This is a genomic window from Maribacter arenosus, from assembly GCF_014610845.1.
In the GTDB taxonomy this organism is placed as follows: Bacteria; Bacteroidota; Bacteroidia; order Flavobacteriales; family Flavobacteriaceae; genus Maribacter_A; species Maribacter_A arenosus.
This window is the reverse complement of record NZ_JABTCG010000003.1, coordinates 523516-543726: the sequence shown is the minus strand read 5'-3', so window position 1 is coordinate 543726 and position 20211 is coordinate 523516. Positions and strand designations below refer to the sequence as shown.

Below are 20211 nucleotides of genomic sequence, written 5' to 3'. Positions count from 1 at the left end.
CCAAATCATTGCAAAAGGTCAGCGGTCACCCTAGTTTTAACAGTATTAAACCTCGGAAGTAATCCATAAAAACAATCCCATGAAAAATGTACATGTAAATTCGGTGAAACTTGTGATACCGTTGTTCGTGCTTTTAACGATTACCGGTCTTTTTTATTCCTGCAAAAGAGCAGCGGAAAAAACCCAGGAAAAATTGATAGAGAAATCCATTGGTGATAATGCCGATGTTGACATCGATGATGAAAAAATAGTCATCAAAACCGATGAGGGTACATTTACCACGGATGCGACCAAGCACGAATGGCCTAATGAAATACCCAACGATGTACCAGAATTCAAAGAAGGTAATATTGTAGTAGTAAACACCCAGGATATGGTGGATGGTAAAAATTGGGTAGTCATCTTTGAGGATGTAACACAGAAAGCAATTGAAAACTATAAAAAAGAACTTGAAGATAATAACTTCGAAATAAGCTTTACCACAACAGCAGGAACAGGCACGCACTTTGCCGCAGAAAAAGGCAAACTTGCGGTCATGCTCATGGGGGATGAAAAAGGCGCCTCAATTTCTGTTAATATTCAAAAATAAGGTTGATAAAAACAGGGGTGGGTTCCTCTTTACCAAAGCTCTTATTCACTGAACGTCTTGCTTTGCCTGATTAATCCTCTTTTTTCTTGGGCCGGGGCAAGACCTCTTCTGGGAATGGGAATAGAATGGTCGAATTCTTTTCCGCCGCTATATTCGATAGGGTCTGGTATAATCTCAGCTTAATGGCCGATGGTGATTTATCGATTTGAAGACCTGCCTCTAGAAGTTTGGCTGCCGCTTGGTTTTCGGCTTCCGCAAGAATGATCCTTGCCCTTCTGGATCTTTCGGCTTCGGCCTGATTGGCCATCATTCGTCTCATATTTTCAGGAAGTTGAATATCCTTGATCTTTACATCAATGATCTCAATGCCCCAATGATGGGTCTCGGTTTCCACAATACTTTTGATATTCTTACCCATTTCCTCCCGTTTTGATAGAATGGTATCCAATTCCACCTTACCACACACATCCCTAAGTGCGGCTTGGGAAAGTTGGGTAATAGCAAAGTTGTATTCCTCAACTTCGAGAACGGCCTTTTCAGGATCGCTGATTTTAAAAAATACCACCCCATCAATACTACATGGAACATTGTCCTCGGTCATTACCTCTTGGGATACTATATTGATAGTGATCACCCGAATATCGACCACCTGAATGGTCTCTACCAATGGAATAATCCATCGAAAACCGGGCTGAAGGGTTTTGACATACTTCCCAAAACGGAATTTCAATGCTCTTTTATACTCGAAAACAATTCGGATTCCTGCAAACAGGATCACAACTACGATAATGGTAAATAATGCTATTGGATTCATAATCTTGATATTACGTTACATTACTATTGAATTATTCTCAAACCAATTAATTGTTCTATAAAGATTTCTTTATACCCTAATTTACTATTGAAAATAAGTCTAAAAAGGTAGTATACACTTCAAAAAACCGATTGTAACACCTTCTCTTAAAGTTACAACAATTATATTCAGTAACAAAGCTGAAAAACCTCAATATCAAATCGCTGAAGCCCTTATTTTCATTTTTCATAAGGCCAGGCCTGTTTTGTTGTAAAGTATATGCTTTAGCTCTTTCGTTGTACTGGAATCTATCAAATTCAATGCTTTCACGTTACAAAGCCGCTCAACCATCGCAATTCCGGCCAAGGTATTTGAAGTAATGCCTGTGACAATATCGGGGATAATCCCAAATGCCTTCATAAGCCCGTGAACAGCATAAGGGTCAGAAGCCGCCAAAATTGTGCATTTTATGTTATCCTTTATAGCTTTAATGGCGATATCGCCATTGTAAGGTTCCAATGGCGAGGCTCCGATTTCGATAATCGCTATATCGGCTTTTTGAATTGCAATTCGACTCAATAATTGTTTCAATATAGCTTTATATTTTTCCTTAGGATAGATTGAGGAGGGTAGTCCCGCATCTACGAAATCCAATACCGTATCAGCGCCCACATCCTTTATGGCCAGGATATCTTTGTAACGGCCGGCCCCGGAAAGTTTGGCACCTGCCACTTTATAACCCGCCAACTTGAACAAATTAGTGACAATGCGGGCAGAGGTTGTTTTCCCTGCGGACATGGAAGTCCCGACAAAGAGTACCACTGGTGTTCTAAAGGGAATTTCCACAACAGGTTCTACAAAACTTGACATAGTGAGTTTTTTACCTTTTCGGAAACTGTGGCCCCTATAAACCACTTCCATCATGTTAGGTATGAAAGCCGATTTGGAGGTTAGCTTACCAAAAAGTCCAGCCCCAGTTAGTACGTGCATTTTCATGTCTTCACCGACTTTTTTCCAAGTCCCTGTTGCTTCCAAGGTCGCAAATCTTTCTCCCAGTGCACCAATGATTTTTTCCCCACCAATGATGCCCCGCATACGGCCATTTGGAAGTTCGAGCAGCAGGGTATTACTACCTGGGTCTGAAATCTTGGCCATTACATAATCACCAGTTTCCCAATATTTAAGGTCGATTTTTTTAAGATCGAATTCCTTTTCTGCCAAATCGGAAATTCGGGTTAGGGAAGTAAATATGAATTTATGGTTCATGATAATTCTTTTTAAATTTCCTTTGCATTTGAAACTACCAATAGGGTTAACAAGGCGGTTCTAAGTATCAAATGTTCCAAAAAAATGAATTCATGGGCCGCGTGTGCACCGTCCCCTGTGGTTCCCAGTCCATCCAAGGTGGCGGTGTACAGGCTTGTGGTGTTTCCATCAGATCCACCACCTGCCGTTGCCTCTTGCAACTCCAATCCCAATAACAGTGCCTTTGATTTTGCCAACTGCCATAGTTTTTGATTTCTGAGGGTACGTTCCATAGGAGGACGTCCCATTCCTCCTTCTACATGTACTTCAACATTAGGGATTGTTGGTCGTAAACCATAAATCTTCTTTGTGATTTTATAACCATCTTCATGATTTAAAACCCTAACATCAACCACCGCCTTACTTTCGGGTGCCACTACGTTTGGTGAGATACCCCCCTGAATGGTTCCGACATTTACGGTTATGCCTTTATCAAAATCGTTCATGGCATACAGTTGCTGTACTTGATGTGATAGTTCCACAATAGCATTTACCCCTTTACCGGGATCTAATCCCGCATGGGCCGCTTTTCCTTTCACAGTGATAGTAAAACGTCCCAAGCCTTTTCTAGCCGTCTTAAGTTTTCCTTCAAAGCCTAAAGGCGGCTCCATCACAAAAGTCCTATCAGCAATTTTCGCCAGCCGCTTAATGGCTGCCCGCGATTCTCTGCTCCCAATTTCTTCGTCCGAATTGATGAGTACAACGGGGCTTATTGGCATAGGAAGTGAAAGCTCCTTTATAGCTTTTAAAGCGTAAACAAGTTGGGTTAAACCCGCCTTCATATCGTAAATTCCCGGGCCGGTCATTTTGCCGCCTGTTTCAACAATTGGCATTGATTTTAATGTTTCCGATTTCCATACCGTATCACAATGACCCAACAATAATTGTCGAGGATTTTTCCTCTTCCTGTGATTGGGACGTGCATAGAGATACCCTCCTGTTTCCATTCCTGGAACATGCAGTACATAATAGTCGAGGTCCCGCAAGGTATCGCCTAATATTTTTAATATTTTGAACTGGGATTCGACATCTTTGGATGGGGTTTCCAGGGTCACCAATCCTTTGAGAAATTCGACCATCTGATTTTCATTTGCCTTGAGATAGTCCATGATTGCGGTGGCGGTTAAGCTATCTCCAGACGTCATCGCTTAAAGTCTTTAGGAAATGGAAAATTGTAGGTATCTGAAACTTTGGCGAAACGTCCGTTTGCGATATAGGCCAGTAATGGATTCTGTTTGAGCTGCAATTGATCATCGCCTTCGGAAACCCGAAGGTAATCCCGATGCACATACACTGCCTTTATGGTACCGGTAATCAAAGCATACCCGTCAAAACCATCTATAATCTTAAAAAGTTTACACTCAAAATACAAATAGGAATCTCTTAGCAGTGGGGCATTCATGGTGGTGGCCTTAACAATGGGAAGGGCTTCGATAATTCCCAATGATTTTGGAGTCTCCCCCTTACGCGGGGAAGCACTAATGGAAGTGGCAATAATTTGTTCGGCCCTTGGAAAACTTACGGTAAACTCCTTAGTCTTCTTTACATTATGATATGTACTGTGTCGTGATGTGCAAACAAAACCAAAAAAATTTCCAAACCCTAAAGGCGTCACCATATGTTTTGGCGCAAGGTCATACCCCTCATCTTCCTTGGTACCGACTACCACCAAAGGAGCAACGGTAAAAAAACGTTCCCAGATGGGCAAATCTAAATCCAAGGATATAAAACCATCCTGCTTCAAGGTATCCATGTGGTGTATAATTGTATTTGCATATAGTTAAAAATACAACCATGGAGAAAAGTATGTAATGATTTGGGTCAGTCCATTAAGAGCGGTTAACCACAATAAATTCAATCAGGTAATCAGCCATTCCACCGTCTAAAGTCTGTTGACGGCTCTTCTTAACTTATCCCTTACTTCCTCGGCTATACCTGCTAATTTTTCGTTTTTAACACCCATCATAGAAGCTATTGGGTCGACTGCTGCGACCTCTATGGATCCATCATCCACCTCACGGACAATAACATTACAGGGGAGCATTGTACCGATTTTGTTTTCAGCTTTAAGGGCTTTGTAGGCAAATGGTGCATTACAGGCGCCTAAGATCTTATAGTTTGGAAAATCAACATCGAGCTTTTTCTTAAAGGTGGTTTTGATGTCTATTTCAGTGAGTATACCAAAACCCTCTTCTTTTAAGGCTTCAGTTATTTTCGATATGACCTCATCAAAAGTCGAATTCTTCAGTGTTTTGTTAAAATAGTAGTTCATCTTTTCCATGTTTTTATGTTTTATTAATCTAGAAAGCCAAATTTTCTTTCCCTATAAAATAATCAAATCCATTATATTTCCATAATTCATACTTCAAGGCACCCTTACTCTCGAAGGTCAATAAATACAGGTTAGGGATTATAAAAATATATCCCACCAAATCACGATATGAAATATGTGATCTGTGGTATTGAATTAAGGTTATTTGCACATCCCATTGTCACTTATTCCCTTGTCGTTTCCTTTTCTTCCTTTTTCTCCAACTTCCTAAAATATCGTCTAGTTAGGAAATTATGTTTCAAAGCCTCCATATTCTCATTGAATTTAATCGACCCCTCCTCAATATTTTTTATGGTAGCATCCAAGCTGTTCACCAAAACCGTGTCTTTGGTCAAGTAATCAATTGCACCCTTCCCTTTCTTGAAATCACCGATTATGGTATCTAAATTTTGGGTCATTTTCGCTATTTCGTTTCCCGATTCTTCCATATTAGCAAGTAGATTTTGCATTTTCGATCCATTTATAGAATCGTTCAAAAGAACACCCGCTACACTTTTTTCAAAATCGACCTGATCTAACATGGTGTTCAATTTCCGAATCGTAACATCGGTATTTCGGCTTGCATTTTTTAGGTTGGTAAGGGTCTTCATCAAATCGTTCGCCATGAGGGTGTCGTTCAACAACCTGCCCAGTGTACCCTTTCCTTTTGTCATCGCTTGGGTCACTTTTAGTAAATCAGAGGTTAAAATAGCAGCATTCTCATTTGTTGTATTCAGCGTGCTCAACATATCCTGCGTTGCTATTCTACTGTAGGATTGTAGTTCATCGCCCTCTAAAATGGTGGAGGCCGTGCCTTTTCCCGGAAGGATATTCAGGATCATACTACCCACCAACCCATCGGAGCCAATTGTAGCAACAGCATCTTTTTTGATATGCGGTTGCATATTTTTTTCGATGACCATATATACCCGAATGGTCGTATCATTCACCATTTCCATATTTCTCACCGTACCCACGTTAATACCTGAGAAGCGAACGTTGTTACCCTTTTGGAGGCCGTTGGCATTTTGAAATACTGCGCTTATAGTGATTGTCTCACCAAACATGTTTTGTCGATTACCAATCAAATAAGCGGCCAAGACGAGCAAGGCTGTTCCTAATACCACGAAAATCCCAAGTTTCAAATTTTCCAATGTTGTTTTTGCCATGATCTTATTTTTTAAAGAATGCTTCTACCTTTGGATCGGTTGATTTCGACAGCTCGGCATAAGAACCTTCCGCATAATTAATCCCATCTACCAAAAGTACCATGCGTTCTGAAATTACCCTGGCACAGTCCACATCATGGGTAATGATCAAAGAGGAAGTGCCGTACATTTTTTGAATACTACGCATTAGTTCAATAATCTCCTTAGCTGTTATTGGATCCAAGCCACTGGTCGGTTCGTCATACAATATGATTTTTGGTTTTAAAATCAGGGTCCTGGCCAAGGCTACCCGTCTTTTCATTCCCCCGGAAAGTTCAGAGGGCATGAGGTCCATGGTGTGTGCCAGTCCCACATTTTCCAAAGCTTCCAATACCAAAGGCGTAGTATCCTCTATGTTTCCCAACTTTTCCTTATGCCTTCGCATAGGAAATTCCAGGTTCTCACGAACCGTCATGGAATCATAAAGCGCACTACCCTGGAATAAAAATCCGATATCCGATCTCAGGGCATCCAAGGTTTTGCGATCCAAGGTTTTGATCTCCTTGCCCATGACCGAAAGAAAACCGCTATCGGGCTGCATCAGTCCTACCAAACATTTGATCATCACCGATTTTCCGGAACCTGATTTGCCCATGACCACAAGATTCTCACCTTTATAAAGCGTCATTGAGAAACCGTTCAGCACATGGTTATCACCAAAGCTCTTGCGCAAGTCTCGAATTTCGATAACCATTTCCTTGGTTGCGACCTGTTCATTTTGTTTTAAAATGTGCTGTTGATCGTTCATGCTATAATTCATAAAAAATATCCGATACGAAAACGGCAATGAAGTCAACTACAAAAAGTAGTAGCGATGCCGTGACCACTGCGGTATTTGCCGCAACGCCGACCCCTGCCGTTCCTTTTTTACAATAGTACCCCTTGTAACACCCCACCAATCCTATGGTAAATCCAAAGAAAAACGACTTGATGGTCGCGGGAACGAGATCACCGAATTCCAAGGCATCGAAAACAGTATTGAAATACAGTTGGAATGACACATCGCCTTTAAGGTTTTCGACCAAGGCCGAACCATATAAAGCCACGGTATCCCCAAAAATCACCAATAATGGAAGCATTAGGGTGGTGGCCGTTATTCGGGTGACCACTAAGTATTTAAAAGGATTGGTTCCCGAGACTTCCATGGCATCGATCTGCTCCGTTACGCGCATGGAACCTAATTCCGCCCCTATCCCAGAGGCGATCCGGCCTGCACAAATCAATGCGGTAATGACCGGGCCAATCTCCCTGACTATGGATATGCCTACCATATTGGGCATCCATGAAACGGCACCAAATTCCATTAATGTGGGTCTCGATTGCAAAGTCAGTACCAAACCTATGATGAATCCCGTAACCCCAACAAGAACAAGAGATCTGTTGCCCATATGGTAACATTGTCGAATCAACTCCTTGAATTCCCATGGAGGTTTCAATGCTTCTTTAAAATACCGGATGGCAAAATAGGACAACTCCCCTATTTCAATAAAGAACTGCCTTATCTTCTTATACGATTGAATTACATAAGCCATGGCTAATGATGTTCTAAAAAGGTATACTTCAAATATAGTTGGATTGTCCTTTTTTATAAATGACCATGGTCATACCCCAAATGTATTCTTCGTTATTATAGACACCTATGATGTAGCTCATTTTCAGAGCAATCAACTTGAATTATCTTAGTGAAAAGAAATAGGATACCATGAAAACAACCTTTGAGGTACAACAGACGGCCCATAAAATGAATATTAAGGAAATCGTGGGCAGACTTCACACCCTAAAACAAGTGTGGAATGTAGAAGTCGACCGGGAAAATGGATTGATTTCTTTTGAATACGGGGAGTATCCTTCACTCGAAAAGGTCAGAAAAGAATTGATCGAAATGGGGTATTATGTAGTGAACGATACCCATCACCTCGATAAGAACACCAAACCTTAGTACAACACCATTCAATCAAATGTCTAAAAGACTTTTGCATACCTTAATGTTGCTTCTACTACTCTTGATTACCATCGCTTTAGCCAAATTGGTAGAAAGCCAATGGCAACCAAAAATCGAAGAGGTGACCCATACTGAAGTCTTTTTGGAAAAACCTAAATTGATCGGGCCTATTGTCATTACAGATACCATTCGAATTGGAAAATATTTCGATTTTATGGATTCCTTGATATCCACCTATGATAGTATGACAAATTATACACTCTCCGAACATGTACTGGTCAATGCAAATCCATGGATTATAGATACTTTGGTACGAACCGATTACTATAGTATGATGGCAAGGGACTCCTTTACGTTAGATCAACGGGAAATGATAGTTTTACGACCTTCCGACACACTGTTGGTCCCAGATTCATTGAATGCCCAATCAATTATGGAATCATTTAAAAAAACATGGATCGATATTAATCTGCCGGAATATAGGTTACGGATTTATAAAGATTCTTCATTACTGCATTCGTTTCCAATTAGAATTGGCCAAAACAATAGAAAGTACCTAAAAATGTCGGATAGGATTACAGATCTTAAAACCAAAACTGGGCAAGGGCAGATCGTCGGTTTTAAAAAAAATCCAGCCTTTTATAATCCCGTTACCGGCAGACGATTCCATTATACAAAAAGGGATGACGGCAATACTACTTTAATGCCTCAAATACCATGGATAGAAACGGAAATCAACGGAGTCAAAAATGGGCAATTGATCCACCCCACCACAAATCCTATAACGTTGGAAAAAGCCATTTCACATGGTTGTATCGGCGTTAAGGAAGCCCATGCCTGGATTATTTATTATCGGTGCCCATTAGGTACTCCGATACACATAAGATACGATTTAAAAATTCATGAATCAGATGGATCCTTGACCGAATTGAAAGACGTTTACCAACTGGGTACTTGACGCCCTTATCAGACGAAAAATAATTACGCCAATAAATTTTATCTTCAATAACGGCTTCCTATATTTGCAGACCAATTTTTGGCCCACGTGGTGGAATTGGTAGACACGCTACCTTGAGGGGGTAGTGTTCGTAAGGACGTGCTGGTTCGACTCCAGTCGTGGGCACATAAACCACTTTTGACCGCTTGGTCAAAGGTGGTTTTATTGTTTTGTATAAGAACTAAAACAACATTTTAACTTTACTTTTTAACATTCGAACAAAATATATTCTATATTTGTTTAAACTTTTTTTTTAAAAGATGAACAATATAAAGAAGTATTTCAGTATCCGTGATTTGGAAAACCTTACAGGAATAAAGGCCCATACCATTCGTATTTGGGAAAAAAGATACAATCTTCTTTCCCCGGAAAGAACCACTACCAATATAAGAACTTATAGTCTGGGAAGCCTTCAAAAACTATTGAACATTACACTTTTGTACAACAATGGCTTTAAAATATCCAAGATTGCCAAGTTGAAAGAAGATGAAATCCCAATTAAAGTGCAAGAAATCATGGCTATTCAGAATAGCAAAAGCCATGTGTTGAATGCCTTTAAATTGGCAATGATAAATTTTGATCAGAATCGCTTTGCTCAAACCTTTAATAGCCTCTTGGCCGACTACTCTTTCCGGGATATCTTCAAGGACTATTTTATTCCCTTACTCAATGAACTTGGTTTATTATGGCAGACCGATACGATAACTCCGGCCCATGAACATTTTATTACAGGATTGATCAAACAAAAAATTCAGGTTAATATTGAGAAGTTACAACTTAATGAGCCCACCAAAACTGACAAGACTTTTGTGTTATATTTACCCGAGGGAGAGATTCATGAAATAGGATTGCTTTACCTTAATTATGAAATAGTTCTACATGGATACAAATCCATTTATTTGGGGCAATCCATACCCTTGGATAATCTGGGCGAGATTATCGGTTTTGTGGACAATATCCATTTTGTATCTTATTTCACCGTAGCCCCGGAAAAGGAAAAAATAGACAAATATATTGAAGAGTTATCCCAAACGATTTCAAAACAAAAAGGCACAAAAGTTTTGCTTTTAGGAAGGCAAACACAATTATTGGATGTTCGGAACTTGCCGTCGAACATTCAAACATTTAATTCAATTGACCAATTGGTAGAAGAAGCAGTTCAATAGATAGACCTTATTATTAAAATGAGTAAAAAAGTTGTCATAATCGGTTCAGGGTTTTCTTCCCTATCAGCTTCGTGCTATTTGGCCAAATGGGGTTATGAGGTGTCTGTCTATGAAAAAAACGGCACCATAGGGGGTAGGGCAAGTCAAATGGTGAAAAAAGGATTCACTTTTGACCTTGGCCCAAGTTGGTATTGGATGCCCGATATTTTTGACAAATTCTTTGAAGATTTCGGGAAAAAGACCAGTGACTATTATACTTTACATAAGTTGGATCCAGCATATAAAATCTTTTTTTCCAAGGATACCATCACCATAGGGGACTCTATGGACAAGATTTGTAAAGAGTTTGAACGCATTGAGAAGGGAAGTGCCGTACATCTCAAGAAATTCATCTCCAAAGCCCAAAAAAATTATGATATCGCCATTAACAAAGTGGTACTCAAACCCGGGTTATCGCCTTTTGAATTGGTGACCAAGGATACTATAGCCAAGGTAGACCAGTTTTTCAAAACCATCAGTGGTGAGGTGAGGAAAAAGTTCAAGAACCCTAAACTGATTTCTACCTTAGAGTTCCCCGTTCTCTTTCTTGGCGCAAAGCCAAGTAACACCCCTTCATTTTATAGTTTTATGAATTTCGCGGATTTCGGACTAGGAACCTGGCATCCAGAAGGTGGAATGTATGAAATCATTAAGGCGATGCACCATTTAGCGGTGGAGTTAGGTGTTCAATTCCATACCGATAGTCCCGTAGAAAAGATTCGGGTTAAGGCCAGTAAAGCAATAGGTATTACCACGAATAACGAGGATATAAATGCCGATTTCGTATTAAGCGGGGCAGACTACCATCATTCAGAAACGTTGCTCGAAAAGAAATATCGACAGTACAGTGAAAACTACTGGGAAAGAAAGACCTTTGCACCATCTTCTTTATTGTTCTATGTAGGTCTTAACAAGAAATTGAAGAACGTTGAACATCATAACCTATTTTTCGATACCGATTTTGAGCAACACACCTATGATATTTATGACAACCCAAAATGGCCTGAAGAACCTTTGTTCTATGCTAATTTTCCATCAATTACAGATTTGACCATGGCGCCGGAAAATTGCGAAACCGGATTCTTTCTCATTCCTATTGCACCCGGCCTGGAAGACACCCCAGCGCTAAGAAAACAATATTTTGATCTCATCATGCACCGGCTAGAGACTAGAACAAAACAAAATGTCAAAGATGGGATTCTGTTTTATGAGTCGTTTTGTGTCAATGATTTTATCGAAAAATACAATTCATACAAAGGCAATGCCTACGGCATGGCGAACACCTTGTCACAAACGGCCTTTTTACGGCCTAAATTAAAAAGCAAAAAGGTGGAAAATCTATATTTTACTGGACAGTTGACTGTTCCAGGACCAGGAGTTCCGCCTTCCCTTATTTCGGGTAAATTGGTCTCAGAATTAATTAAAAACAAAAGGTAAAATAATCCATGAAGGCATTGTTCGACAAAGTATCCTATGATTGCAGCAAGCTTGTGACCAAGACGTATAGCACTTCATTTGCCCTAGCCACAAAAATGTTAGGGCCCTCCATACGTTACGATATTTACAATATCTACGGTTTCGTTCGTTTTGCTGATGAAATAGTGGACAGTTTCCACGATTATCACACCGAGGAACTTTTCAACGAATTCGAAAAAAATCTAGCAAATGCCTTAAAGCATAAAATCAGCCTAAACCCTATCTTAAATTCATTCCAACACACGTATCATAAATATGATATACCCTATCATTTGGTGGAATCTTTTATGAAAAGTATGCGTATGGATTTAACCAAAACCAAGTATACCACTGATAAAGAATTCAAGGAGTATATATATGGTTCTGCCGACGTGGTCGGCCTTATGTGTCTTATGGTCTTCGTCAAGGGGGACAAAGATGAATATGAGAGGTTGAAAGATTCGGCAATGTCCCTAGGTTCAGCATTTCAAAAAGTAAACTTTTTAAGGGATTTAAAAGCCGATTACGAGGAATTGCATCGTTCCTATTTTCCTAATACCGATTTAAACCAGCTGGACGAGGATTCCAAAAGGCGAATCATCGATGAAATAAAGGAAGATTTTCAAAAAAGCCTCAAGGGTATTCAACAACTACCGAGAGAAGCTAAATTTGGAGTATATACCGCCTATAAGTATTATACCAGATTATTGAAGAAACTGGAGCATACGCCATCTTCCTTAATACGACAAACCAGGATCAGGGTACCCGATTATCAAAAATTTGGTCTTTTGGCTAGGTCTTATGTCAAATTAAAATTAAATTTGGTATGATATGAATATAGTTTTTGGCATACTCATTTTTTTTCTTGTGTTTTTATTTATGGAATTCATGGCCTGGTTTACCCATAAATATATTATGCACGGTTTTTTATGGAATTTACACAGGGACCACCATAAAAAAGACCATGATTCATGGTTTGAACGTAACGATACTTTCTTTATTTTTTATGCTGTCGTGAGCATAACTTTTTTCTATCTTGGGGCCAATACCGATTTTTGGTATGGCTGGCCGATAGGTTTGGGCATTATGGCCTATGGGGCGACTTACTTCCTCGTCCATGATATTTTTATTCACCAACGATTCAAAATGTTCAGGAACGCAAACAACTGGTACGCAAGAGGTGTTAGAAGGGCCCATAAAATCCATCATAAGCATTTGGGCAAGGAAAAAGGTGAATGCTTTGGAATGCTGTTCGTTCCGTTTAAATACTTCAAAAAGTAATAGCTCATTGGGCAAGTAAGCCATCTAGGACCTTTCTTACTTTTTCACTGTTCCAATCGGCAGCTCCGGTTTGGGCAACTATGATTTTACCTTCCGTATCGATAATATATGTTGTAGGTATTGATTTTGCCGTAAGCAAACTTGGCGCTTCTGTTTTTGAATAATACACAGGCAAGTCATACCCCCTCTTATCTAAAAAAGATGACACCTTTTCAACTTTGTCCTGCGCTACGAAAATGAACACTACCTTGTCTCCATAATCATTGTACAAACTTTGAAGGCTTGGCATTTCGGCAACACATGGGGGGCACCAAGTAGCCCAAAAGTTAACAAAACCTACTTTGCCTTCTGCTTCTTCAAAATTGAAGGTATGCCCGTTGGCATCTACCAATTCCCAATCGTAACTTCCAACGTTCAACTGTAATTCGGTCTTCAAGACTAAGGCACTGGCAGAGAGCAACCTGCTAACAAACACACGGGCGTAAAATCCGACCGGCGTAAAAAGAATTAAAACAATGCCAATAATCAGGACAATATTTGTCCATTGTTTCTTGCCTAACTTCATTTGACCTTCAATTAACTAAATCATTTAACAATTCCTTTATTTTCTTTCTATCCCAATCTGAAATATCGTCTTCCTTTACAACGATATATCCGTTCCTATCTATGATATAAGTGCCTGGTGGATCCAAAATTTCGAATGGGGCAGGTTCCCCGATAATCAAATAGGTAACCGGGAAGGTGAATTTTTTAAGCTGCATGAATTCTTCAACGGGGGGCCGTTCCTCATTCGTGATGATATAAAAATCAACTTGCCCCTTATACTCCTCATATAGCTCCTGTATTCCTTTGAGTTCGGCCTCTGATGGTAATTTCCAAGAAGCCCAAAAATTAATGAACAACACTTTTCCACGAGATTTTTGCAAATTAAAAAAATCCCAATCAGCGTTTTTTAACTGCCAGTCATACGATGTCATTTGTTGTCTCGAAGGTTCATCTATAATATTCGGTGACGATGCAAAAAGTCGATTCAAAAAAACCTTGCTGAAATGGCCTAAGGGGGTCATGAAGAACGACAGCACAAAGGCAAAAAGTAAAATGTTAAGGACAGTTTTTCTTTTGATTTTCATTATATGGGGATTTATCCAAAACTAAAAAACTCCCGAGGAAAATCGAGAGTTTTTATGTATTAATATGAAGTATTTCTTAACTTATATATTGTACTACTTTTAGGCCGCGTTTTCCCTTTTTATAACATTCAATGCTGACCCTTCATTGAACCAGCCAATCTGCGATTCATTATAGGTATGGTTAGCCTTTATGGTATCTTTACTACCATCTGCATGCACAACTTCAATAGTCAAGGGTTTACCCGGTGCGAATTCCGCGATATCGACAAAGTTGAAGGTGTCATCTTCCTGGATCAGATCATAATCGTTTTCATTGGCAAAAGTCAATCCCAACATACCTTGTTTCTTAAGGTTGGTCTCATGGATTCTTGCAAATGATTTTACCAATACCGCAGCAACACCCAAATGTCTTGGTTGCATTGCGGCATGTTCCCTTGAAGAACCTTCACCATAATTATGATCCCCTACCACAATCGATTTTATTCCAGCAGCTTTATAGGCTCTTTGGGTATCCGGCACTCCTCCATATTCACCTGTCAATTGATTCTTGACAAAGTTGGTCTTCTTATTAAACGCATTGACGGCACCAATCAAGGTATTGTTGGCAATATTATCTAAATGGCCACGGAATCGCAACCAAGGTCCCGCCATTGAAATATGGTCGGTAGTACATTTACCGAAGGCTTTGATCAACAACTTCACCCCTTGCAATTGATCCGGCGTAATAGGCTCAAAAGGCTCTAACAACTGTAACCGTTCCGAAGTCGGACTCACTTTGACCTCAACCCCAGAACCATCTTCATCAGGTGCTAAATATCCAGCATCTTCTACTTCAAATCCTTTTGGCGGCAATTCCCACCCGGTGGGTTCATCGAATTTGACTTCTTCACCATTTTCGTTAATCAATGTATCGGTAATTGGATTGAAATCCAACCTTCCCGAAAATGCAATGGCAGCAGTAATCTCTGGAGAAGCTACAAAGGCATGGGTATTTGGGTTACCATCAGCCCGCTTGGCAAAGTTTCTGTTGAACGAATGAACAATACTGTTCTTAGGTGCGTTCTTAGGGTCACTATATCTTGCCCATTGGCCAATACATGGTCCACAAGCATTTGTAAATATCTTAGCACCTAATTGCTCGAAAGTATCCAAAATACCATCACGTTCGGCAGTGTATCTCACTTGTTCTGAGCCGGGGTTGATACCAAGTTCCGCTTTCATTTTCAACCCTTTTTTCTTGCCTTGTTCGGCGATGGAAGCCGCTCGTGATAAATCCTCATACGAAGAGTTCGTACAAGAGCCAATAAGACTCCATTCCACTTTTAAGGGCCAATCATTTGCCTTGGCTTTCTTGGTCATTTCGTCGCCCACTTGAGTAGATAAATCCGGTGTGAAAGGTCCGTTTAGCAAAGGTCCTAATTTAGACAGGTCAATATCGATCACTTGGTCAAAATACTGCTCTGGATTAGCGTATACCTCCGCGTCAGCTGTCAGATGGGATTTAATTACATTTGCGGCGTCGGCAACGTCGGCTCTGTCCGTAGCACGTAAATAACGTTCCATTGACTTGTCATACCCAAATGTTGATGTTGTTGCACCAATTTCAGCGCCCATATTACAAATTGTTCCTTTACCGGTACATGACAACGATAATGCACCTGGGCCGAAATATTCAACTATAGCCCCAGTCCCCCCTTTTACGGTAAGAATCTCGGCAACCTTCAGAATAACATCTTTTGGAGCTGTCCAACCAGAAATCGTTCCGGTCAATCGCACCCCGATCAGTTTAGGAAATTTCAATTCCCATGCCATACCGGCCATAACATCTACAGCATCAGCACCGCCTACCCCAATGGCCACCATGCCCAATCCTCCAGCATTTACGGTATGCGAATCGGTACCTATCATCATTCCACCAGGGAATGCGTAATTTTCCAAGACCACTTGATGGATAATCCCGGCACCTGGTTTCCAAAAACCGATCCCGTATTTATTAGAAACCGATTCCAGAAAATCGAATACCTCCGCACTGGTTGTATTTGCTACTTTTAAATCGGCAACCGCTCCGCTTTTAGCTTGAATCAAATGATCACAATGTACAGTCGTCGGTACGGCTACTTTTGACTTACCCGCCTGCATAAACTGCAATAACGCCATTTGGGCTGTTGCATCTTGACAAGCAATACGGTCTGGAGCAAAATCTACATAATCCTTACCTCGGACAAAAGCCTTGGAAGGCGTACCGTCCCAAAGGTGGGAATATAAAATTTTCTCAGACAGGGTAAGTGGTTTACCGACTATTTCACGCGCCTTGTCAACCCGGCTAGCCATCTTGGAGTAAACACTTTTGATCATCTCGATATCAAATGCCATTGTATAGAATATTAAGGATTATTGTAATTGCACGAATTTAAGAAAATCCATGTGGCAAATAAAATTTTTACACAAGGATTAGTATGATTTTCACAATTTGATAATTACAATGCCAACCTATTTCCAAAAAAGTAGAAAACCATTTAAAAACCTAGGGTTTGGAACGAATGAACATCAAAATAACCTTTTGATGATATCCTCTTCGGAAATGCCCTCAGCTTCTGCTTTGTAATTTTTGATAATTCGATGACGAAGAATTCCCATGGCCACGGCCTGCACATCCTCAATATCAGGGGAGAACTTGCCATGTACCCCAGCATGTGCCTTTGCTCCCAGAATTAAATTCTGTGACGCTCTGGGACCTGCGCCCCAATCGAGATACTGCTTTACAAAATCAGGTGCGGTATCAAGGTTCGGTCTAGTTTTATTCACGAGGGTAACCGCATAATTGACCACATTGTCGGGCACAGGAATCCGGCGTACCAAATGTTGTACCTCTAAGATTTCCTCCGCATTGAACAGTTCGTTTATCTTAACGGTCTCGTCTGAAGTAGTCGCTTTTACCACAGCTATCTCCTCTTCAATAGACGGATATTTTAATTCTATCGCAAACATAAAACGATCTAACTGGGCTTCTGGCAGTGGATATGTCCCTTCTTGTTCTATAGGGTTTTGGGTAGCCAAAACAAAATAGGGTAATTCGAGTTTATGCTGCTGGCCAGCTATGGTCACTGCCCTTTCCTGCATAGCTTCCAATAAGGCAGCCTGTGTTTTTGGGGGAGTCCTGTTAATTTCATCTGCGAGAATGATATTGGAGAATACCGGGCCCTTGATGAACTTGAAATGACGGTTTTGATCTAGAATTTCACTACCTAATATATCACTGGGCATTAAGTCGGGCGTAAATTGTATTCTTTTAAAATCGAGCCCCAATGTTTGGGCAATGGTATTGACCATCAAGGTTTTGGCCAACCCTGGAACACCGATCAACAAAGAATGCCCACCTGTATAAATAGACAATAAAATCAGGTCTATTACCTCTTCTTGGCCAATTATGATTTTGGCTATTTCCTTTTTTAGGGCAGCATGCTTTTGTACTAGATTTTTAATGGCGGTTACGTCTGACATGCCCTTTTACTCCTTTACCCAATTATTCGCGAAATCACAATCTTTATTAGAATCATTGACACTAATGTAGGTTTCATCGATATGTTCAGCCATCCATTTTTTAATGGCATTGTACTGTTTTTCGGTTAGGGCAATCTGTTGGATCCGTGTATAATCCTTAGCAAAATTGGCCACATGTTCGTCATACCTGTTGGTGACTTTGAGCAATTTATATTTAGGCCCACCACCTCTCGGGTCTTGTTCCAAGATCGGATAGGAAATCTCATCATCCTTTAGATTCCGTACTTGATTATAAAGCGCGGGATCCATATTGGTCAATTCGAACCTAGAGCCATAGTCGATTGGGTTTCTTAGCAGACCACCATCGAACTTCGTTTCCTTTTCATCGGAAAAGTTAAGGGCGGCTTCTGCGAAGGTATACTTACCTTCCATAATATGTTTGCGTATGGAATCCAATTCGGTTTTGGCCTCATCCAATGATTCTTGGGAAATTTCGGGTGTTATGAGTATATGTCTTAAATCGAGTTCTTGACCCCTGATCTTTTCTATGTAGATGAGATGATACCCAAACATCGTTTCAAAAGGATCTGACACTTCCCCTTCTTGAAGACTGAAGGCTACGTCCTTAAAAGTCTTATCAAAACCGGTATCCTTGGTAATGCTGTAAAATCCTCCTTTTGATTTTGAGCCAGGATCTTGGGAGTATAAAATGGCCTTTACACTGAATTTGGCATCATTATCCTCAACATCGGCCTTAATGGCATTTAGCTTATCTATGACCTTTTGCTTTTCGACTTCCGTGGCCTCTGGCTGTTTAATGATTTGTGAAATCTCTAATTCAGCACCAAAAACGGGCCGTTCGTCTTCTGGTATCTTATTGAAGAATTGTCGCACTTCCTCAGGGGTTATCTCTATTTCAGAGATAATGCTATTCTGCATTTTTTCTGAAAGCATTCGCAACTTGTTTATTTTATTGATGTCTTCCCGTAAACTTGCCTCACTTTCCTTTTTGTAAAATTTAAGAAGTTTCTCCATAGAGCCCATTTGGGCGACAAAGGATTGGATTTGTCTTTCGGTGGTCAGGTTCACCTCATCATCCGATACCAGCAAACTATCCTGTACAGCTTGATGGGCATATAAACGATCTTCCATCAATTTACCCAATAATCCGCATCGGGTTATATCCTCTGACATGGCACCTTGATTTTTTAAATCGATCAAAGTTTTCTCAATATCCGATTCCAAAATTACATAGTCCCCAACGACGGCAGCAATACCATCGAGTTTTACTTTTTTGAAATTGGTCGTTGAATCTTTGATTATACCTCGATCCGCCTCCAATTCAATTTGGGGTGGTTCTATTTGTGTATCCGGAATCTCATCAGGCGCCTGTGCAAGGGCAATACCTGAAATAAATAAATAGGATAGTAAAAAATTAAACTTAATTGTCTTTTGCATAGACTTCGAATTCTTTTTCTTTAATAGCTTCATCTATTATCTCTGTTTCCAATCTTCGTATATAGTCCAATTTCCTGCGGTTTAGGAGAACTTGTCGAATGGATGGTTTTATATAGGACAAGGGAGCAATGTCATTGATTTCGAGCACTCCCGTAATCTTTGCCAAATATACCCCTAATGAATCCTGCAATTCAAAAAATTGTGATTTTTTTAAGTATCTATCCTGATTTTCAAGGGTCAAAGATGGAATTTCCTCCCTGACCCTAGAGGCCGTTACCCATAATGAATCGTTAAAGTTCAATTTCTTGAATTGCACCCCGATTGAATCTAAATAACGGATATCTTCCTCCTTAAAACTCTTTAATTTATCCACAACTGTTTCCTTGTTCATAAATTGTGGCGGTAAATGGATAAACCGTAGTCTGATCAATTTTTCCTTGAGCTTAAAGTTCTCTTTTTCCTTCTCGTAGAATGCCTCCAATTGGTATTGGCTGATCACAGAATCGCTCCCTTGTTGCACCAAAGCCTCCTTATAGGCCCGGGTGTACAAATCGGTTCTGTAAGTATCTACCAAGGCATCGAATTCAGCTAATTTTTCTTCGGAAAGATTAATTTTTGCTTTGGAAAGCAATAACTGCTTTGAAGCCCAATTGTTTATATAATCGTTTACGAATGAAGCACTATCGGCCTTGCTCATGTTCGCTGTCAAAAGTGGCTTAATGTCCTCCTTATATAAATACAATTCCCCTACCCTGGCTATCGGCTCTTCGTTCGAATTATCTTTCCAGAGCGAATCACATGATACAATCATGAGGGCCAAAACCAAGAAGGAAAATTTGAATGGGTACGAATTTTTGAATCTAAAAAACATCCCGCAAAAATAACAAATACTACATGTTAAACAAGTTATATAGGCTTTCATTAACACATTTTACAGTATCGCAATCCGTTACCCTAAAAAGCGGTGGCTAACCATGATTTTTACAATCGTTTCAAAGCAACACATATTATTTACAAAAAGAAGTAATTTAGGGTC

21 protein-coding genes and 1 tRNA gene are annotated in these 20211 nt (G+C 40.1%); 8 read left to right on the top strand and 14 right to left on the bottom strand.

Annotation, left to right across the window (positions count from 1 at the left end):
• Positions 1 to 79: 79 nt before the first annotated feature.
• The gene (locus HPE63_RS10510) at positions 80 to 589 is read left to right on the top strand and encodes a hypothetical protein (RefSeq protein WP_188314220.1); all 510 of its coding nucleotides are present in this window, start codon (positions 80 to 82) and stop codon (positions 587 to 589) included.
• A 70-nt stretch (positions 590 to 659) separates the two neighbouring features.
• On the opposite strand, the gene HPE63_RS10505 is transcribed toward HPE63_RS10510, so the two are convergent.
• The 8 genes from HPE63_RS10505 to HPE63_RS10470 form a co-directional block, all read right to left on the bottom strand.
• Positions 660 to 1403 (bottom strand): slipin family protein, encoded by a 744-nt coding sequence (locus HPE63_RS10505; RefSeq protein ID WP_188314219.1) that lies wholly within the window; start codon positions 1401 to 1403, stop codon positions 660 to 662.
• Between the two features lie 225 nt (positions 1404 to 1628).
• Positions 1629 to 2648, bottom strand: a complete 1020-nt coding sequence (locus HPE63_RS10500; RefSeq protein WP_188314218.1) for a hypothetical protein — start codon at positions 2646 to 2648, stop codon at positions 1629 to 1631.
• An 11-nt stretch (positions 2649 to 2659) separates the two neighbouring features.
• Positions 2660 to 3832: a M20 family metallopeptidase gene (locus HPE63_RS10495; protein ID WP_188314217.1), complete on the bottom strand. Its 1173-nt coding sequence runs from the start codon at positions 3830 to 3832 to the stop codon at positions 2660 to 2662.
• Entirely contained in the window at positions 3829 to 4440 is a 612-nt protein-coding gene (locus HPE63_RS10490; RefSeq protein WP_188314216.1) for a flavin reductase, read from the bottom strand. Before HPE63_RS10490 ends, HPE63_RS10495 begins: the two co-directional genes overlap by 4 nt.
• Positions 4441 to 4569: 129 nt before the next feature.
• Positions 4570 to 4959: a DUF302 domain-containing protein gene (locus tag HPE63_RS10485; RefSeq protein WP_188314328.1), complete on the bottom strand. Its 390-nt coding sequence runs from the start codon at positions 4957 to 4959 to the stop codon at positions 4570 to 4572.
• A gap of 224 nt (positions 4960 to 5183) precedes the next feature.
• The gene (locus tag HPE63_RS10480; protein WP_188314215.1) at positions 5184 to 6167 is read right to left on the bottom strand and encodes an MlaD family protein; all 984 of its coding nucleotides are present in this window, start codon (positions 6165 to 6167) and stop codon (positions 5184 to 5186) included.
• Between the two features lie 4 nt (positions 6168 to 6171).
• Positions 6172 to 6954 (bottom strand): ABC transporter ATP-binding protein, encoded by a 783-nt coding sequence (locus tag HPE63_RS10475; RefSeq protein ID WP_223198115.1) that lies wholly within the window; start codon positions 6952 to 6954, stop codon positions 6172 to 6174.
• A gap of 1 nt (position 6955) precedes the next feature.
• The gene (locus HPE63_RS10470) at positions 6956 to 7738 is read right to left on the bottom strand and encodes an MlaE family ABC transporter permease (protein ID WP_188314213.1); all 783 of its coding nucleotides are present in this window, start codon (positions 7736 to 7738) and stop codon (positions 6956 to 6958) included.
• A 170-nt stretch (positions 7739 to 7908) separates the two neighbouring features.
• On the opposite strand from HPE63_RS10470, the gene HPE63_RS10465 reads away from it, so the two are divergent.
• From HPE63_RS10465 to HPE63_RS10435, 7 genes are all read left to right on the top strand, one after another.
• Positions 7909 to 8145, top strand: coding sequence for a hypothetical protein (locus tag HPE63_RS10465; protein ID WP_188314212.1), 237 nt, complete (start codon positions 7909 to 7911; stop codon positions 8143 to 8145).
• 19 nt (positions 8146 to 8164) lie between these two features.
• A complete protein-coding gene (locus HPE63_RS10460; protein ID WP_188314211.1) occupies positions 8165 to 9106 on the top strand; it encodes a L,D-transpeptidase in 942 nt (313 codons plus the stop codon).
• 81 nt (positions 9107 to 9187) lie between these two features.
• Positions 9188 to 9271, top strand: a tRNA-Leu gene (locus tag HPE63_RS10455).
• A gap of 134 nt (positions 9272 to 9405) precedes the next feature.
• Positions 9406 to 10311 (top strand): MerR family transcriptional regulator, encoded by a 906-nt coding sequence (locus tag HPE63_RS10450; RefSeq protein ID WP_188314210.1) that lies wholly within the window; start codon positions 9406 to 9408, stop codon positions 10309 to 10311.
• Between the two features lie 18 nt (positions 10312 to 10329).
• On the top strand, positions 10330 to 11787 hold the full coding sequence (locus HPE63_RS10445) for a phytoene desaturase family protein (protein ID WP_188314209.1): 1458 nt from the start codon (positions 10330 to 10332) through the stop codon (positions 11785 to 11787).
• A gap of 8 nt (positions 11788 to 11795) precedes the next feature.
• Positions 11796 to 12635: a phytoene/squalene synthase family protein gene (locus HPE63_RS10440; RefSeq protein WP_188314208.1), complete on the top strand. Its 840-nt coding sequence runs from the start codon at positions 11796 to 11798 to the stop codon at positions 12633 to 12635.
• Between the two features lies 1 nt (position 12636).
• Complete coding sequence (locus HPE63_RS10435) at positions 12637 to 13086, top strand: sterol desaturase family protein (protein WP_188314207.1); 450 nt, start codon at positions 12637 to 12639, stop codon at positions 13084 to 13086.
• Between the two features lie 4 nt (positions 13087 to 13090).
• On the opposite strand, the gene HPE63_RS10430 is transcribed toward HPE63_RS10435, so the two are convergent.
• The 6 genes from HPE63_RS10430 to HPE63_RS10405 all read right to left on the bottom strand — a co-directional run bounded on the left by HPE63_RS10430 (position 13091) and on the right by HPE63_RS10405 (position 19986).
• Complete coding sequence (locus tag HPE63_RS10430; protein ID WP_188314206.1) at positions 13091 to 13651, bottom strand: TlpA family protein disulfide reductase; 561 nt, start codon at positions 13649 to 13651, stop codon at positions 13091 to 13093.
• 7 nt (positions 13652 to 13658) lie between these two features.
• The gene (locus HPE63_RS10425; protein ID WP_188314205.1) at positions 13659 to 14216 is read right to left on the bottom strand and encodes a TlpA family protein disulfide reductase; all 558 of its coding nucleotides are present in this window, start codon (positions 14214 to 14216) and stop codon (positions 13659 to 13661) included.
• Between the two features lie 99 nt (positions 14217 to 14315).
• Positions 14316 to 16589 carry an aconitate hydratase gene (locus HPE63_RS10420; RefSeq protein ID WP_188314204.1) on the bottom strand — a complete coding sequence of 758 codons (2274 nt, stop codon included), beginning with the start codon at positions 16587 to 16589 and terminating at the stop codon, positions 14316 to 14318.
• Between the two features lie 174 nt (positions 16590 to 16763).
• Positions 16764 to 17717: an AAA family ATPase gene (locus tag HPE63_RS10415; protein WP_188314203.1), complete on the bottom strand. Its 954-nt coding sequence runs from the start codon at positions 17715 to 17717 to the stop codon at positions 16764 to 16766.
• A 6-nt stretch (positions 17718 to 17723) separates the two neighbouring features.
• Positions 17724 to 19175, bottom strand: coding sequence for a peptidylprolyl isomerase (locus HPE63_RS10410; protein WP_188314202.1), 1452 nt, complete (start codon positions 19173 to 19175; stop codon positions 17724 to 17726).
• Entirely contained in the window at positions 19159 to 19986 is an 828-nt protein-coding gene (locus HPE63_RS10405; RefSeq protein ID WP_223198114.1) for a peptidyl-prolyl cis-trans isomerase, read from the bottom strand. Before HPE63_RS10405 ends, HPE63_RS10410 begins: the two co-directional genes overlap by 17 nt.
• Positions 19987 to 20211: the final 225 nt, after the last annotated feature.